General features: G+C 68.4%; 18 protein-coding genes. 7 read left to right on the top strand and 11 right to left on the bottom strand.

The features are described 5' to 3' along the window. Positions 1–3 precede the first annotated feature (3 nt). Entirely contained in the window at positions 4–1,215 is a 1,212-nt protein-coding gene (locus tag B5Y19_RS20550) for a DUF2336 domain-containing protein (RefSeq protein ID WP_055727875.1), read from the bottom strand. Then, on the bottom strand, positions 1,212–2,273 hold the full coding sequence (locus B5Y19_RS20545; protein WP_055727876.1) for a hypothetical protein: 1,062 nt from the start codon (positions 2,271–2,273) through the stop codon (positions 1,212–1,214). The genes B5Y19_RS20550 and B5Y19_RS20545 overlap by 4 nt, the downstream gene beginning before the upstream one ends. Between B5Y19_RS20545 and B5Y19_RS20540 the strand changes: the two genes are divergently transcribed. The 3 genes from B5Y19_RS20540 to B5Y19_RS20530 are packed head-to-tail and all read left to right on the top strand — an operon-like array spanning position 2,209 to position 4,073. Next, entirely contained in the window at positions 2,209–2,961 is a 753-nt protein-coding gene (locus tag B5Y19_RS20540; protein WP_342060166.1) for a MaoC family dehydratase, read from the top strand. The genes B5Y19_RS20545 and B5Y19_RS20540 overlap by 65 nt on opposite strands. A 4-nt stretch (positions 2,962–2,965) precedes the next feature. After that, positions 2,966–3,844, top strand: coding sequence for an HpcH/HpaI aldolase/citrate lyase family protein (locus B5Y19_RS20535; RefSeq protein WP_055727878.1), 879 nt, complete (start codon positions 2,966–2,968; stop codon positions 3,842–3,844). Between the two features lie 19 nt (positions 3,845–3,863). After that, positions 3,864–4,073: a heavy-metal-associated domain-containing protein gene (locus B5Y19_RS20530; RefSeq protein ID WP_139384493.1), complete on the top strand. Its 210-nt coding sequence runs from the start codon at positions 3,864–3,866 to the stop codon at positions 4,071–4,073. A 142-nt stretch (positions 4,074–4,215) separates the two neighbouring features. Here the strand turns inward: B5Y19_RS20530 and B5Y19_RS20525 are convergent, their stop codons facing one another. Next, positions 4,216–4,824, bottom strand: coding sequence for a flavin reductase family protein (locus B5Y19_RS20525; protein ID WP_055727880.1), 609 nt, complete (start codon positions 4,822–4,824; stop codon positions 4,216–4,218). A 1-nt stretch (position 4,825) separates the two neighbouring features. Beyond that, the gene (locus tag B5Y19_RS20520) at positions 4,826–5,395 is read right to left on the bottom strand and encodes a nitroreductase family protein (protein WP_055727881.1); all 570 of its coding nucleotides are present in this window, start codon (positions 5,393–5,395) and stop codon (positions 4,826–4,828) included. A 103-nt stretch (positions 5,396–5,498) separates the two neighbouring features. Between B5Y19_RS20520 and B5Y19_RS20515 the strand changes: the two genes are divergently transcribed. Continuing rightward, positions 5,499–6,425, top strand: a complete 927-nt coding sequence (locus tag B5Y19_RS20515; RefSeq protein ID WP_055727882.1) for an RgsD C-terminal domain-containing protein — start codon at positions 5,499–5,501, stop codon at positions 6,423–6,425. A gap of 27 nt (positions 6,426–6,452) precedes the next feature. On the opposite strand, the gene B5Y19_RS20510 is transcribed toward B5Y19_RS20515, so the two are convergent. The 6 genes from B5Y19_RS20510 to yidD form a co-directional block, all read right to left on the bottom strand. Then, positions 6,453–7,178: an SGNH/GDSL hydrolase family protein gene (locus B5Y19_RS20510; protein WP_055727883.1), complete on the bottom strand. Its 726-nt coding sequence runs from the start codon at positions 7,176–7,178 to the stop codon at positions 6,453–6,455. 23 nt (positions 7,179–7,201) lie between these two features. Beyond that, positions 7,202–8,428 carry an OpgC family protein gene (locus B5Y19_RS20505; RefSeq protein WP_176168675.1) on the bottom strand — a complete coding sequence of 409 codons (1,227 nt, stop codon included), beginning with the start codon at positions 8,426–8,428 and terminating at the stop codon, positions 7,202–7,204. 312 nt (positions 8,429–8,740) lie between these two features. Further along, complete coding sequence (locus B5Y19_RS20500) at positions 8,741–9,355, bottom strand: GDYXXLXY domain-containing protein (protein ID WP_055727885.1); 615 nt, start codon at positions 9,353–9,355, stop codon at positions 8,741–8,743. Further along, positions 9,355–10,647: a DUF2157 domain-containing protein gene (locus B5Y19_RS20495; protein ID WP_055727886.1), complete on the bottom strand. Its 1,293-nt coding sequence runs from the start codon at positions 10,645–10,647 to the stop codon at positions 9,355–9,357. Before B5Y19_RS20495 ends, B5Y19_RS20500 begins: the two co-directional genes overlap by 1 nt. 159 nt (positions 10,648–10,806) lie before the next feature. Next, positions 10,807–12,804 carry a threonine--tRNA ligase gene (thrS, locus tag B5Y19_RS20490; protein WP_055727887.1) on the bottom strand — a complete coding sequence of 666 codons (1,998 nt, stop codon included), beginning with the start codon at positions 12,802–12,804 and terminating at the stop codon, positions 10,807–10,809. A gap of 50 nt (positions 12,805–12,854) precedes the next feature. Next, positions 12,855–13,199 (bottom strand): membrane protein insertion efficiency factor YidD, encoded by a 345-nt coding sequence (gene yidD, locus B5Y19_RS20485; RefSeq protein WP_055728015.1) that lies wholly within the window; start codon positions 13,197–13,199, stop codon positions 12,855–12,857. A 139-nt stretch (positions 13,200–13,338) separates the two neighbouring features. Here yidD and B5Y19_RS20480 point away from each other — a divergent pair, with 139 nt between their 5' ends. Further along, positions 13,339–14,097: a phosphatase PAP2 family protein gene (locus tag B5Y19_RS20480; protein ID WP_176168674.1), complete on the top strand. Its 759-nt coding sequence runs from the start codon at positions 13,339–13,341 to the stop codon at positions 14,095–14,097. On the opposite strand, the gene B5Y19_RS20475 is transcribed toward B5Y19_RS20480, so the two are convergent. Next, positions 14,098–14,544: an iron-sulfur cluster assembly scaffold protein gene (locus B5Y19_RS20475; protein ID WP_055727889.1), complete on the bottom strand. Its 447-nt coding sequence runs from the start codon at positions 14,542–14,544 to the stop codon at positions 14,098–14,100. It lies immediately after the preceding gene. Positions 14,545–14,730: 186 nt separating this feature from the next. Between B5Y19_RS20475 and folE the strand changes: the two genes are divergently transcribed. Both folE and hisI read left to right on the top strand, forming a co-directional pair. Further along, the gene (gene folE, locus B5Y19_RS20470) at positions 14,731–15,375 is read left to right on the top strand and encodes a GTP cyclohydrolase I FolE (protein WP_055727890.1); all 645 of its coding nucleotides are present in this window, start codon (positions 14,731–14,733) and stop codon (positions 15,373–15,375) included. 166 nt (positions 15,376–15,541) lie between these two features. Beyond that, complete coding sequence (gene hisI, locus B5Y19_RS20465) at positions 15,542–15,949, top strand: phosphoribosyl-AMP cyclohydrolase (RefSeq protein ID WP_055727891.1); 408 nt, start codon at positions 15,542–15,544, stop codon at positions 15,947–15,949. The last annotated feature ends 127 nt before the right edge of the window (positions 15,950–16,076 follow it).

Genomic DNA, 16,076 nt, shown 5'->3' with positions numbered 1-16,076 from the left:
GGCTCAGGCCGCGCGCAGATCGGCCGCCTCGAGTCCCACCAGGAAACTGGGATCGGCCTCGACCAGCAGGGCGAGCGCCGCGTCGTCCGCCAGCGAATCCGCCATGAGGCGGGCCTGCTCGCAGGCAGCCTCCACGTCCATGCGCCGCAGCAGCGCGATCAGCGCATCCGCTTCCGGCCCCGTCATCGCCTCGCAGACGGTAAGGACCGCGCGCAGCAGCTCACGGTCGATGCCGCAGGATGCGCCCCCCGCATCGAAGCCGCGGGCGTTGAGGGCGAGGATCGCTGCGGTGAAGGCCGGTTCGAGCGCAACCGGCAGCCCGGCCTTACGACAGAGCGCCTTGAGGCCGGCTCCGCGCCTGTCGCGCAACAGGGCCGCGACCCGGCCGGAAGGCAGGCCGGACAGGGAGACGAAGGCGGCTTCCGCCAGGGCCGGCTCACCGCTCAGGAGCGAACGCAGCATCAGGCCGGGCGTCAGGCGCCCGGTGGCGCGCAGCACCTCGACGACGGCCGGCGCATCGGTCGCCTCGCCGCCGGCGGCGAGCGCCACCGCCACCCGCTCGGCCGATTCCCGCGCAAGCCTGGCGCTGCGCTCAGGTGTGAGCCAGCCGCAACCGGCGACGAAGCGGGCGAGCGTGTCGGAGACCCGGGCCGCGATCGCCTGCCGCAGGCCGGTCGGCAGGTCGACGCGCTCCAGCAGGGCCTCGCGCAGGGCGCCGCTGTCCCCGCAGCGCTCGACCATCCGTTCGAGCGAGAAATCCGGGATCTCCGCCGTGCGGTTGCCGGCGAGCGTGATCAGCGCCTCCTCGCAGCCGACCTCGGCCAGCGCGGCGCAGACGCCGAGCGGCAGGCGGCGGCGCATCGCGATGGCGCGCTGCGCCAGCACGTCGCCGACGGCCGCCGCATCCACCAGATCGGCCTCGGTCAGCACCGGCGAATGGGCAAGCATCAGCGCCGCGACGTCGCTCTGATGGGCGGCGAGCGCCAGCGCGAGCGTGCGGGGCGTGCGCATCGAGGGCGCCATCTCCTCCGCAATCGCGCGGCGGACCAGCGGCGAGGGATCGTCGACCAGCGCGATCAGCGCCGTCTCCGCCTCATGCCGGTCGTCCTCGGACATCTCGGAGCGCAGATAGGCCCCGGCCAGCGCCCCGGCGCCGGCTGCGCGCGCCTCGGCCGGCGCCGTGCGGGCCCAGAGCAGAAAACGCCGAACGATCATGCTCCGCCCCTCCGGACCATGAAGGCTGACAGGTCGAGCGGCCCGGGCCGAGCCCTGCCGGCCGTCTGCGCGGCCGCAGCCGTCGGCCGCGACAGGTCGTCCGGCCGCGCCGGCGGCAAGGGCGCATTGACCGGCTTGCCCGCGCCGGCAGCTGGTGCGACGCCGGAGGCGGCAGCCTCGGTCGCACCGCCCTGGTTGCGGCGCGGGAAATAGCGTTCGGCGCTGTCGAGCGAGGCAACCCGCGTGCCGCCCCGGCTGGGCGTCGTCCAGAGATCGGCCACGGCCCGGGAGACCGGATCGCGCGAGCCGGTCGTGGAGAACAGGCCGACCAGCCCCTTCGCCCGGCCCGGACGCAGCGCCGCCGCGATCTCGGCTTCGGGAATCTCGCCCTGTCCGGCTTGCCCGGCCTGCGCCGTACCGGCCGCGACCTGCGTGCCGGCATGGCTCGCCGCAAGCACGCCATAGACCTCCTGGACGCTGCGCGCGCGTCCCGCCTTGTCGTAGAAGATCGAGCGGTTGGCGGCGGCGGCTTCGGGGAAATCCCGCGCCGCGACGCGGCTCGGGTCGCTGGCCACGGCGCGGATCAGGTCGGAAGCGCCGCGCGCGCCCAGCACATGCGCCATGTAGAGCTCGCCCGCCTGCGGCTGCCGCCCGAGGGCGCCGGCGAGCTGGTCGCGGTTCTTCTGGGTCAGCGCGCCCGCCATCACCGCGGCGACCTGCGGATCGTTGCGCAGCTGCAGGATCTTCTCCCGCGCTGCCGGGTCGGAAACGCTGAGCCGCCCGCCGCTCTCGGAGATCGCGTCGGCATATTGCGAGAGCCCCTGCTTCGGGCCCTCCTGCTTCACCATGGCGAGCCAGGTCTGCTCGATGAACTGGAAGAGCCCGGTCGCGCTCGATGTCCTCGCCTTGGCGTCGGGCTCCAGGGCGGATTCGCGCTGCGCCGTCTTGAGCAGGTAATCGAACCCCGCCCCCGTCCGCTCCGCACCCTGGCGGATGGCGCTGACGACCGGATTGGCTGGCTGCGCCTCGCGGCTCTGCGGCGTGGTGAAGAGGAACATCGAGACCTTCGGCGGACCGCCTCCGCGCGATGCGGGAGCGCATGATTCAGCCTGCTCCATTATGGTAAGCGAAGCGTTAAGAACGCCCCTCGGGAGCTTAACGCCGCGCTTTCCGCTTCCCTCCCGGCGGATCGCGCTCTACGACTTTCGCGCCGGCTCAGCGGCCGGCGATGCGAAGGCGGAGGCGTCGATGGCGGATGTGATGCGTCACAAGCGTGGCGGGATCTATTTCGAGGATTTCCAGGTCGGAGCGGTGATCGAGCACGGCCTGACGCGGACCGTCACGCAGATGGACAACATGTTGTTTTCCAACATGACGCTCAACCCGCAACCCCTTCATATCGATGCGCATTTCTGCGCGACCGAGACGGAGTGGGGCAAGCCGCTGATGAACTCGCTGTTCACGCTCGGCCTGATGATCGGGATCTCGGTCAACGACACCACCGTCGGCACCACCATCGGCAATCTCGGCATGACCGACGTCGCCTTCCCCGCTCCACTGTTCGAGGGCGACACCGTGAACTGCACCACCGAGATCGTCGCCAAGCGCGAATCGCGCTCGCGTCCGGATGCCGGCATCGTCGACTTCCTGCACAAGGCCTACAAGCAGGACGGCACGCTGGTCGCCCAGTGCCGCCGCCAGGCCTTCATGCGCAAGCGCCCCACCCCCGCAACGGTCGCGGTCTGACGGCATGCGCTCGCTCCTGTTCGTGCCGGGCGACAGCCCGAAGAAGCAGCAGAAGGGCCTGGAGAGCGGCGCCGACGCGCTGATCCTCGACCTTGAGGATTCGGTCGCGCTCGACGGCAAGCCGCAGGCGCGCGAGATCACCCGCGCCTTCCTGGAGGCCACCCGCCCGCTGGCGAAGCGGCCGCTGCTCATCGTGCGCATCAACGGCCTGACGACCGGCATGAGCGACGCCGATCTCGACGCCGTGATGCCCGGCGCGCCGGACGCGATCATGCTGCCGAAATCGGAGGGCGGCGTCGATGTCGGCCACCTCGCCGCCAAGATCGCCGTGCGCGAGGCGGAGGCCGACCTGCCCGACGGCAAGACCCGGATCCTCCCGATCGCCACCGAGAACGGCAAGGGCATCTTCGGCCTCGGCAGCTATGCCCGCTCCTCGCATCGCCTGATGGCGCTGACCTGGGGCGCCGAGGACCTCTCGGCTGATCTCGGCGCCGAGACCAACCGGCTCGAGGACGGCTCCTACACCGACCCCTATCGCCTTGCCCGCGCGCTGACGCTCCTCGCCGCGAGCGCAGCCCAGATCGACGCGGTCGACACCGTCTTCACCAATTTCCGCGACGATGCCGCCTTCCGAGCCGAGTGCCTGGCCGCCCGGCGCGACGGCTTCACCGGCAAGATGGCGATCCACCCCGCGCAGGTTGCCCCGATCAACGAGATCTTCTCTCCCTCGCCGGAGGCGCTGGCCAAGGCCGGCCAGATCGTCGCGCTGTTCGAGGCCAATCCCGGCGCCGGCGTCATCGGCCTCGATGGCGAGATGCTGGATCGTCCCCATCTGATCAGGGCGCAGCGGCTCCTCGCGCGAGCTCGGAAACTGGCTGAATGAACGGCCGGAGGCGATTCGGATGACTCAGGTTTTTGCGATTTCGGGGATGCATTGCGGCGGCTGCGCCTCGCGCGTCCAGCAGGCAGCCACGGCGCTCGCACCGGGCGCGAAGGTGACGCTCGATCCGCCGCGCCTGACCTTGCCGGAGGGCGTCGCCCTCGACGCCGAAGCGATCAACCGAGCCCTCGCCCCGCTCGGCGACTACCGCGCCAAGCCGCTGGCCGGATAAGGCCGGCCGCCGCTTCGCGACGCGCCGTCCCCTGCCTCCCCATCATGGTCGGGCTTGTCCCGACCATCCAGGTCTTCATCGATCGAGGCCGTGTTCAAGACGTGGATGCTCGCCACAAGGGCGAGCATGACGCCGGGCAGCGTCAGCCGCCCGCCGGCCGCTGGATCGAGAACAGGCTCGTCACCTCGGCATAATCGGCATAGCCGCAGCGCGCGATCGGGTTGGCGCCGGCCGTGTCGAAGCGCCCGTCCTTGACGAAGGCGTCGTCGATGAAGGTGCCGACGACCTGCCCCAGCACCATCCAGCGCGGCACCTCGTTGCCCTCGAGATCCCTGAGCTGCTGGATCGAGAGCAGCTTGCATTCGAGCGCGGCCGGCGTCCCCGCCACGCGCGGCGGCTTGACGAAGCGCGACGGCGCCATCTCGAGCCCGGCATGGATGTATTCGTTCTCGCCGCGCGGCAGCGGCGCCGAGGTCAGGTTCATCGGCTGCGCCAGCGCCTTCGTCACCAGCGAGCAGGTGAACTCCCCCGTCTCCTCGATGAAGGCGACCGCATCCTTCTTGTTCTCGGAGGAGAACATCACGATGTTCGGCCGCGACGAGATCGCGTTGAAGAAGCTGTAGGGCGAGAGATTCACCTCGCCCTTGGCGCTCAGCGCCGTGATCCAGCCGATCGGCCGCGGCGCCACGATCGCCTTGAAGGGGTCGTGGGCGAAGCCGAGATCGTCCTTGGTCGCCGAATAATAGGTCACGTCACGCTCCGTAGTAGCTGACGATCTCGGACATCACCGGCCGGTCGCGATCACTGATCGGCGCCGTCGGCGTGCCGATATGGATGAAGCCGGCCATCCGTTCGTCCTCGGCAAGGCCGAACGCGGTCATGATCTCGCGGTCGAAGGAGAACCAGTTCGTCAGCCAGGAGCCGGCATAGCCCATGGCATAGGCGGCGACGAGCATATTCATGCAGACGGCGCCGGCCGAGAGCTCCTGCTCCCAGAGTGGGATCTTGACGTGCTGGCGCGCCCGCGAGACCACGCCGACGATGACGGGTGCATGCAGCAGGCGCTTGCGCTCGAACTCGACCTGTTCCTCGCTCGCCTGCGGGTTCTTCTCCCGATAGACGCGCGCTACCACCGCGGCCGCCTTCTCACGCGCCGCGCCGGTGAAGACGATGAAACGCCAGGGCGCGAGCTTGCCGTGGTCGGGCACGCGCGCCGCGATCGCGAGCAACTCGTCGAGCTGCGCGCCCTGCGGGCCCGGGGCGGAAAGGAACTGCGGCGGCACCGAGCGACGCAGCTTGAGCAGAGAGAGCGTATCGGTCATGAAACATCCGGACGATGGCGATGGAAATGACCTATTCCTTCGCCATGATGAGGACAAGCGAGCCTGCTCATACATCGCCGCAGGGTCGCCGAGGACGGAAAGCATGCTGGAATTGGATGGGTTTGAAGCTGGCCGCCGCCTCGCCGGCGTCGTCTTCGCCATGGCCGTCCTGCTTTCGCCGGTCTCGGCCCAGGTTCCGGCGCCGGATACCGGCCCCGGCGCCGACACGCCGCTGCCTGCCCCCCGCCCCGCCCCGGAGCAGCCCGCCGCCGTCAACGGGCTGGCCCAGCTCGCGATTTCGGCCCAGTTCGCCAATGACCGCAAGCCGATCCGCTCCGGCCTGGCCTGGCGCATCCTGACGGAATCCGCCGACGGCTCCGCTCCGCGCATCGTCGCCCGTTCCAACGACCCGGAGCCGAGCTTCTCGCTGCCGTCCGGCAACTATGTCGTCCACGCCGCCTATGGCTTCGCCAGCGGCACGAAGCGCGTCAGCCTCGGGCCGCAGGGCCTGCGCGACCAGGTCGCCATCAGCGCGGGTGCGCTCTCGCTCGCCGGTTCGATCGGCGATGCGCCGATTCCCGCCGGGCAGCTCTCCTTCTCGGTCTTCGTCCCACTGCAGGGCAATTCCGAAGGGCGGCTGGTGACGAGCGGCGCCAAGGCCGGAGAGGTCATCCGCCTGCCGGAAGGCACCTACCACGTCGTCTCGACCTATGGCGATTCCAACGCGATCCAGCGCGCCGACGTCAAGGTCGAGACCGGCAAGGTCACCGACGCGACGCTGCATCATCGCGCGGCCAAGGTCACGCTGAAGCTCGTCGCCGCCACCGGCGGAGAGGCCTTCGCCGGCACCGCCTTCAGCGTCCTTACCCCTGGCGGCGACGTCATCCGCGAGGCGATCGGCGCCTTTCCCCAGGTCATTCTGGCCGAGGGCGACTACGTGCTGATCGCCCGGCAGGAGGGCCAGATCTACTCGCGGGACTTCAAGGTCGAATCCGGCAGCGACCGCGATATCGAGGTGCTGGCCAAGTAGCACCTCCAGCCGGGGTTGCCCGGCCGGTCAGTCGGACGGCCTTGCCTTGCCGCCGGCCGTTTCGATCCGGACGGAGCCGATGCCGGCCACGATCCCGTCCGCGAGCCTGAGTCCGAGGCAGCGATAAGCCGCGTCGACCAGGTGCAGGCCGTCCATCCCGACGAGCTCCTCGGAAGTGAACTGGCGCGTATTCGACCAGCCCTTCATCAGCGCATAGCGCGGGAAGAGCGAGACGCCCTGCTCCTGCGCCGTCTTGCCCAGGACCCTGCGATAATCGTCGTAATGCGGATAGCGGCCCTCGCGCGGCAGCCAGGGCAGATCCATCAGCACCATGTCGATGCCGGCGGCGCGGGCCTTGCCGATGCCCTTGCGGAGGATCTTGGCGAGCTTGTCCTCGCCGATATCGCGGATGGCGTCGTTGATCACCGTCTGCCAGATGACGATGGCGGGCTTCTCGTCGATGACGTCGGCATCCATGCGCAGCAGCATGTCGTAGGCCGATTGCCCGCCCACCCCCTTGTTGACGACCGAGACCTCGGCGCCCGGCAGGCGTCGGCGCAGCTCCGCCTGCAGCACTGAGGGATAGCTCTTGTCCTCGGCGCTGGCGCCGGAGCCTGCCGTCGTCGACGAGCCCAGCGCCACGATCGTCAGGCGGCCGGTTTCCTGGAGCGCCTTGCGCGCGGAGGGCAGGCTCGGCTGGAATAGCGGCTTCGCCGGGTCGGCCCGGCAGCGCGCATCGGCCGAGGGCTGCATCGGCGCCGCGACCGCGAATGAACTCAGCGCGAGGACAAGGAAGGCCGCGGCGCCTGCGTGCCGCGCACCTGGGTAGGCTCGGCGCTTTCGCCGCGTTTCGTGATCGAGCGATACCACGACAGGAACATCCCTAACCCTGTCAGAATTGTAATGCCGGCCGTGCAGATCAGCAACTGAACGCCCAGAGCGAAGGATGTTTCCGCCAGCAGGATCTGCCCGATGATCGCGAGCACGATCCCGACACAGAAGACATGCAGCGAATTCTGCCCGACGCAGGCCAGGACGTGCCCCGGGGCGTACTTCGCCATCGATCCGCCGGCCGGAAGCCAGCGGATCGCGAGCCAGGTCAGCGCCCCGATATGGATCAGCCGCATCCAGGCGAGGTTGGTCTTGTCCGAGCCGAGCTGAACGGAGTCGAACCAGTCGTTCAGCACGGCGATGCCGGTCGGGTTGCCCGTGGCCGTCTTCACCACCCAGGCGAAGACGATGAACGCCAGCGCCGCAGCGTCGAGCCAGGCCCGGCGCGGCGCGCCGACGCCGAGCAGCGCGGCCCGGCCGATGACGACGCCGAGCGTGAAGATCACCTGCCAGGCGAAGGGGTTGAAGAACCAGACGCCGGCATTGCCGTTGGGCAGGTTGAGCTCGAATACGAGCGCGGCCTGCCAGATCGCCAGCGAGCCTACCAGCGTCAGGAGCGGGCTGATCCGCGCCGCGTAGTAGATCGCCGGGAACAGCGCCAGCAGCACGATGTAGAGCGGCAGGATGTCGAGATAGGAGGGCTGATAGGTCAGCGTCAGCGCGCCGATCAGCGCCTCGACCGTGTCCCGGAAGAAGGGCTGGATGTTGATCATCTCGACATAGAGCGGGTTCTCGGTCCGCGTCACCGCCGTGGCGACGACGCCGCAGACGATGATGAAGACGGCGATATGCGCGATATAGAGCGTCCACAGCCGGGCGCCGAGCTTCAGCGCCGCGATCGAGAAGCCGCGCTGCTCGATCAGCCCGCCATAGGCCAGGGTCGCCGAGACGCCGGCGAGCAGCACGAAGATGTCCGCAGCGTCCGAGAAGCCGAAATTGTACGGCGTATAGGCCGAGGCGACGTTCCCGGGCATGTGGTTGATGAAGATGATCAGCAGCGCGAGCCCGCGCACCACGTCGATCCGCGCATCGCGCCCGCCGGCAGAAAGCCCCGCGCCCTCGGCCGGCCGGCCGATCAGCAGGAAGCGTCTGAAGGATGGGAGGGACGACACGGGCGGCTGTCCTTCAGCAGCTTGGAAGGGCTCGGGCGGAACGCGGGCGGCCGCTCGTGGTTCCCGATCGGCGGCCTCGAAGATGAACATTTCCTGTCGGAATCGTTCATCTGCCGTTCATATAACCGAAGCCGATTCACGTCACGAGGCGCTTTGTCACAAGCGCGTGTGGCGATCATCAGGGCACTTTGCGGCAGGGTTTGGACAGGCTCGAAACCCGGCGCAGGATGCCACGGCAATGTGATGAATCGCCCGGACAGGGCGGCCGGCGCAGCGGAGGGGATGGCCTCGGTGGCGGCCGTCAGAGCCCCGTCAGTAGGGCGGTTCCTGATAGACCTGCTTGCCGTCGATCAGCAGGCGCTTGATCGCTGCCTCGCCCGAGGGCGACACTGCGGCGACGACCTCGATCCGGGTCTTCTCCATGGTCTCGATCGTCTTGCCCTCGCCCTGCGGCACGAAATAGCTCTCGAGCCCGTAGGTAACGCGCAGCCGGTTGCGCCTGCCGCTGCAATCGGTCGTGCCGTCGTCGCGGGTGACACAGGCGCTGGTCGTGGCGACGCGCCCCGCGATCACAACCGCCGCCCCGCCGTCCTTCGGCCACTCCCGCGAGACGCCGACGGCCCGCGCAAAACCCTGCTCGTCGCGGCCGAGCGTGACGAAGACGGTCTCGCCGCTCCGGTAGGGCTGCGCGCCCTGCTCGGTCTCGACCACGCTGATGGGATAGCCGAGCACGACATAGTCGCCGCGAAAGAGGTCGCGCGGATCGACCGGGACGGTCTTCAGCCGCACCTCCGCCCCGTTGCGCAGAATGCGCGCGCGCTGCTCGACGAGCGCCAGCAGGGCGAGCCCCAGCAGCAGCGCTGCGGCGACGGCGCGCCAGAGCAGCGGCACCTTCATGGCGATCGCATCGGCCGAGAAGCGGCGCATCAGGCGGCCTCCGTCTCGGCCGGTGGGCTCAGTCGCGCGAACAGGCGCCGCGCGCCGGACGCCACCGCGAGCAGGACGGCGCCGGCGATCAGGAAGAACAGCGACTGGTCGAGCAGCGTGCCGATCGTCTGCCAGAGCAGGATCAGGATGGCGACGCCGAACAGCACCGAGCCGGCCATTACCAGCCGCCGGATACCGCCGACCGCACCTGCGGCCATCAGCGCCGTGGCCGCCAGCAGCACCAGGCTCGCCACGATGATCTTGCCGGCCATGCCGGTGACGATGCCGCTCCAGAACACGGCCGGAACGAGCAGGGCCAGGAGGAGCGCGCCTGCCAGCGGCCAGGCGAAGCGCCGGTCGCGTGCCGCCACGCCCCCGAGAATCGTCAGCGGCACGGCCACCGCATAGGCGTAGAACACGAAGAGGAAGGCCCGACCCGAACGCGCCTCCTCATTGTCGAGGATGCGAATCAGCTCGGCATTGAGAACGACCACCAGCCCGAGCAGCCCCCAGGGCAGGCAGGCTGTCAGCAGGCCGGGGCCACCCCGGTCGAGCGCGATCGTGCCGAGCGCAACATAGAATGCCGAGACCGCCAGCCCATAGGCGAGTAGGCCATAGTCGAAGCGTTGGAACAGCCAGTATCCCGGTGCCGCGCCGATCCAGAACAGCCCGGCGAGCACCGCGAGATGGTGGATCAGCCTGTTGTCGCGGGAGAGCGCGAGCCACAGCGCCGGCAGATAGAGGATGAAGAAGCCGAAATGCGCGCCAGCGCGCGCTTCCTCCCAGCGCCCGAAGCTCCAGGCGCAGATCGCCACGAAGGCGATGGCCAATGCACCGCTGGAGCGCATCAGGAAGGCGGCGGCGAGCGCACCGAGCGCGACCAGCGCCGATCCGCCCGGCCAATCGGCCGGCAGGTGGTACATCTGGCCGACGAGCGCGAGCCCGGCGGCGAAGATCAGGACGCCGCAGGTCGTCGCCGCATCCCCGCCACGGGGCGAGCCGCCGCGTTCCAGCCGGTAGGCGAGCGCGAAGCAGACGGCGATGCCCGTCAGGATCATGCCGAGCTTGGCGAGGCGCGGGATCGCCTCCCAGTTCGCGGCGACGAAGGCGGCGACGCTGGACGCGATCAGCAGGCCGCCGAGCAGCCCGAGCAGGGCCGGCAGGCCGAAGCCGCCATGCTCGCGGGCGACGGAACGGCGGATCGCCCCGGCGCTGTCGGCACTGAGCAGGCCGCCATCGACCCAGCGGATGAGATCGGCCTCGAGCCGCTTGCGATAGGAACCCGTCAGCATCGCCGGCAATCTGGCATGGCGATGCTACCTTTTGCTAGGGGCGGCCTCCGCCGGCCGTCATTCTCGGGCGAAGCAAGGCTTCGACCCGAGAATTTCATGACGGAATGGCGCTGGTTTCCGAGATGTCCGGGTCAAGCCCGGGCATGACGTCGCGACAGGTTACGCCGCCTTCGCCGCCTTGATTCGCGCCAGATCCGGCGCCGTCGCTTCCTGCGTCAGCGCTGCGAGCGCCTCCGCCAGTGGCATGACGGTCTGCGCCTGGCTGCCGAGGCGGCGGACGGTCACGGTCTTCTCCTCCGCCTCGCGCCTGCCGACGGCGAGGATGACCGGGACCTTGGCCAGCGAGTGCTCTCGTACCTTGTACGAGATCTTCTCGTTGCGCAGGTCGGCGCGGGCGCGCAGGCCGGCGGCCATCAGCGTCATGGTGACCTCCTCGGCGTAAGCGTCGGCGTCCGAGGTGATCGGCGCGACGATGACCTGTTCCGGCGCCAGCCAGAGCGGGAAATGCCCGGCATGGTGCTCGATCAGGATGCCGGTGAAGCGCTCCAGCGAGCCGCAGATGGCGCGATGGACCATCACCGGCTGCTTCTTCTCGCCATCGGCGCCGATATAGAAGGCGCCGAAGCGCTCCGGCAGGTTGAAGTCGACCTGCGTCGTGCCGCACTGCCAGTCGCGACCGATGGCGTCACGCAGCACATACTCGAACTTCGGGCCATAGAAGGCGCCTTCGCCCGGATTGATCTCGGTCTTGATCCGGTTGCCGGACTGACGCGCGATCTGCTCCAGCACCTTGTGCATGACCTCTTCGGCATGGTCCCAGAGCTCGTCGGAGCCGACGCGCTTCTCCGGCCGGGTCGAGAGCTTGATGACGAGGTCGTCGGTGAAGCCGAAATCCGAATAGACCGAGAGGATCAGGTCGTTGATCTTCAGGCATTCGGCCGCGAGCTGCTCCTCCGTGCAGAAGATATGCGCGTCGTCCTGCGTGAAGCCGCGCACGCGCATCAACCCATGCAGCGCGCCGGACGGTTCGTAGCGATGGACATTGCCGAATTCGGCGAGCCGGATCGGCAGGTCGCGATAGCTCTTCAGGCCGTGCTTGAAGATCTGGACATGGCCGGGGCAGTTCATCGGCTTCAGCGCGAAGACGCGGTGGTCGCGCTCGGCATCGGTCGGGTTCTCGAAGGCCGAGGCCGACTTCACCGCGAACATGTTGTCCTGGTACCAGCCCCAGTGGCCCGAGGTCTCCCAGAGCGACTTGTCGAGGATCTGCGGCGCGTTCACCTCCTCATAGTCGGCGGCGAGGCGCCGGCGCATATAGGCGATGATCTCCTGGAACAGCCGCCAGCCCTTGGAGTGCCAGAACACGACGCCCGGCCCCTCCTCCTGGAAATGGAACAGGTCCATCTCCCGGCCGAGCTTGCGGTGGTCGCGCTTCTCCGCCTCCTCGAGCTGTTTGAGATAGGCGTCGAGCTCCTCCTGCTTCGCGAAGGCGGTGCCGTAGATGCGGGTCAGCATCGCGTTGTTGCTGTCGCCGCGCCAATAGGCTCCGGCCGTCTTCATCAGCTTGAAGGCGTTGCCGACCTTGCCGACCGAGGTCATGTGCGGGCCGCGGCAGAGGTCGATCCAGTCGCCCTGCGCGTACATCTTCAGCGTCTGGTCGGCGGGAATCGCATCGACCAGCTCGACCTTGTAGGCCTCGCCCTTCCCGGCGAAGAAGTCCTTGGCCTTGTCGCGGCTCCAGACTTCCTTGGTGAAGGGTTTGTCGCGCGCGATGATCTCGCGCATCTTCTTCTCGATCGCCGGGAAGTCCTCCGGGGTGAAGGGCTCGTTGCGGGCGAAGTCGTAGTAGAAGCCGTTCTCGATGACGGGGCCGATCGTCACCTGCGTGCCGGGGAAGAGCTCCTGCACGGCTTCGGCGAGGACGTGGGCGGTGTCGTGGCGGATCAGCTCGAGCGAACGCGGGTCTTCCCGGTTCAGGAACTCGATCCTGGCATCGGTGGTGATCGGGTCGGCGAGGTCGACGACCGTGCCGTCGAGCGCCATGGCGACGGTGCGCTTCAGCAGCGAGGGGGAAATGCCCTTGGCGATGTCCACCCCGGTGATGCCGGAGGGGAATTCGCGCTTGGCGCCGTCGGGAAAGGTCAGGGAGATCGTCATCGATCGTGCTCCTGCTCACTCGGGGATACGAGCCCCGTAAGTCAGACCAGCTACGGATGTGAGGTTTGCGTTCCGCCGCCCGTGGCCGGATCGACGTCGGAATCGATAGCCGCCGGCACGTTCGTCCCGCGCCAGCGGCCATAAGCCCACGGCCTATACCACCGCGCGCCCGACGGCAATTCCTCGCAGACGATATCGATGCCGCTGGTGCCGTATGGGTTGCAGCGGCAGATCCGAGCGAGGCCGACCCAGCCGCCGCGCCACAGCCCGAAGCGCTGGATCGCCTCGTCGGTATAGGCCGAGCAGTTCGGCCAGTGCCGGCAATGGCGCCCGACCAGCATGGACAGGCTGAGTTGATAGCCGCGAATGGCGACATGCGCGGCGCGCCGGGGCAGAAACGCGAGGCTTCGCAACAGCGAAAATCTTTGCTTAACAAAGAGACGCTGAAATAGATCGTCTGCTTCGTTTCGTTCAGCCGTCACCAGAACCCGCTTTCCATTCCCATTTTTTCAATTGCCTGACACCGGAAACATGATGCGCGCCGCCCGCTTTCGCCAAGCCCCCGTTCGCCACGCTCGCCTTCGCTCCGCACTCGCGGGTTTCGGGCTGGCGCTCAGCCTCGGCCTGACTGCGCCGGCCTCGGCCCAGCAGCGGCCTTACCTGCTCTGGCTCGACGGCGCCAAGCTCGACATCGCCCACATCATCGGCTTGCCGCCGGCGCAGAACAGCCCCGAGGCCAAGGCCGAATTCGAGCAGGTGCAACAGATCACCCAGGCCCGCACGCCAGAGCGCGAGCAGCAGGCGATCGCCGATCAGCGCCAGGGGCTGGTGAACTTCCTGAACGGCATGGACACCAACTATGTCGACAACACCCATCGCGAGGTGCGGCTGCTGTTTCGCGAGGCGCAGGTCGAGCTCAGCATCCTCTTGAAGAGCGTCAACCGCCTCACCAACCGCCAGCGCCCCTTTCAGCTCTGGGCCAAGACCCGCGTCAAGCCCTGTCCCGGCGCGCGCCCGGTCGGCACCTCCTTCCCCTCCGCCCATGCCGCGACCGCCGCGCTCTATGCCGAGCTACTCAAGGCGGCCGTGCCCGAGATGGCCGACAAGCTCGAAGTGCGGGTCAAGAGCTATGACGAGAGCCGCCTGATCTGCGGCTTCCACTATCCCACCGACCTCGTCGCCGGCGACAAGGTCGGTCGCGCCGTCGCCAAGGCCCTGCTGGCGGACCGCGCCTTCAAGGCCCGCTTCGACGAGACGATGCCCGAGATCAAGGTCGCCTTCGGCGTGAAGTGATCAGGCGGCGGCCTCGCGCCGCCGCGTCTCGATCTGGTCGATCGCGTCGACGACCGCGTCGAAGGTCAGCATGGTCGAGGCATGGCGCGCCTTGAAGTCGCGCACAGGCACCAGCACGGCGAGATCGGCCCATTTGCCCTGCGGCGGCTCGGCGTTCTCCTTGAGGATGGCGCGGGCCTGCTCGCGCACCTGCCGGAGCTCCTGCGCCGTCGAGCCGACGATGTGGCGCGCCATGATCGAGGACGAGGCCTGGCCGAGCGCGCAGGCCTTCACCTCATGCCCGAAGCCGGTGACGACATCGCCCGCCATGGTGACATCGACTGTCACGGTGGAGCCGCATAGCTTCGAATGCGCTCGCGCCGTGGCGTCCGGAGACGGCAGGCGCTGCAGCAGGGGGATGTTCGCGGCAAGCGCCAGAATGCGCTTGTTGTAGACGTCGTCCAGCATGGCTCGTTCTCTGGCGGCTCTGGAATGACCGGCTCGGAGAGCCAATATAGGGTTGATCGCCGCAAAACGGGAGGGCATGGGAACCTCTTCCGCCGCGAGGCATCAAACTTGTCGCAAACCGCCTCGCGGCCGCGGCCGCGAGGCCATCGAGCGCGGGGCCCTAATCGTCCCAACGGGAGGCACCACATGATCCCTGTGGTTAAGTCCTTGTCCGTCGAGGGGGCCGTCGGCCCCTCCGCTGACAAGTTTCTGGTCCGCAAGCCGACGCAAGAGGAGGCCGAGGCGGCCGTACGCACGCTCATCCTCTGGGCCGGCGACGATCCCTCGCGCGAGGGCCTTTCCGACACGCCACGCCGCGTCGCCAAGGCCTACAGGGAATTCTACAAGGGCTATGCCGAGGACCCGCACCACATCCTCGATCGTGTCTTCGAGGAGGTCGAGGGCTATCAGGACATGGTCCTGGTGCGCGACATCCCGTTCTATTCGCATTGCGAGCACCACATGGTGCCCTTCGTCGGCAAGGCGCATATCGGCTACTACCCGTCCAAGGGCGTGGTCGGCCTGTCGAAGCTCGCCCGCATCGTCGATGTCTATGCCCGCCGCCTGCAGACGCAGGAGAGCATGACCTCGCAGATCGCCGATGTGATCGAGGAGGCGCTCGAGCCGCGCGGCATCGCCATCCTGATCGAGGCCGAGCATATGTGCATGTCGATGCGCGGCGTGCAGAAGCAGGGCTCCTCGACCATGACGACGCAGTATCGCGGCGTCTTCCGCGACGACCCGGCCGAGCAGGTCCGCTTCTTCACCATGGTGAAGTCGGCGGCGCTGTAGGCGCGGTTTCCTCGACGGGCGGCGCATCCGCCTCCCATCGAAACCCGTCACGCCCGGGCTTGACCCGGGCATCCCTCGCCGGAGATTCTTGGGTCTGCGTTTCGCTTCGCCCGAGAATGACGGCAGAGTTCCACGACGCAGCACGACCTCTCCCGACGGAGCCGAGATGAGCCTGTTTCCTGCCGCGACCGACAAGCACGCCCTCGAGGAGGGCACGGTGCTGGCTCCGCGTTTCGACGCGAACGGCCTCGTGACCGTCGTCGCGACGGAAGCCGACAGCGGTGCCGTGCTGATGGTCGCCCATATGAACGCCGAGGCGCTGCAGCGCACGATCGAGACGGGCGAGGCCTGGTACTGGTCGCGCTCGCGCCGGGAGCTCTGGCACAAGGGCGCGACCTCGGGCCAGATCCAGACCGTGGTCGAGATGCGGGTCGACTGCGACCAGGATGCGATCTGGCTCAGGGTCAAGGTCGGCGGCGACGGCGGCTGCTGCCACACCGGCCGCTGTTCCTGCTTCTACCGGGTCCAGCCGGTGCGCGAAGCCGCCGGCAAGCCGCTGCTGTTCTGCGCCTGATCTGCGCGCACGGCCGCAATGATGCCGCAGCGCCTTCACGCCACCGTCAACTCGGCGCGATAATCCCGCGATCTGCGTTGTTCACGTTTCGCTCATCGCGGTTTGAGACCCTGTCCTTCCGCGGAGG

Origin of the sequence: Allobosea thiooxidans (genome assembly GCF_900168195.1) — a bacterium.
Lineage (GTDB): Bacteria > Pseudomonadota > Alphaproteobacteria > Rhizobiales > Beijerinckiaceae > Allobosea > Allobosea thiooxidans.
The sequence above is the reverse complement of the archived record's forward strand: the minus strand, read 5'-3'. Positions and strand labels throughout refer to the sequence as shown.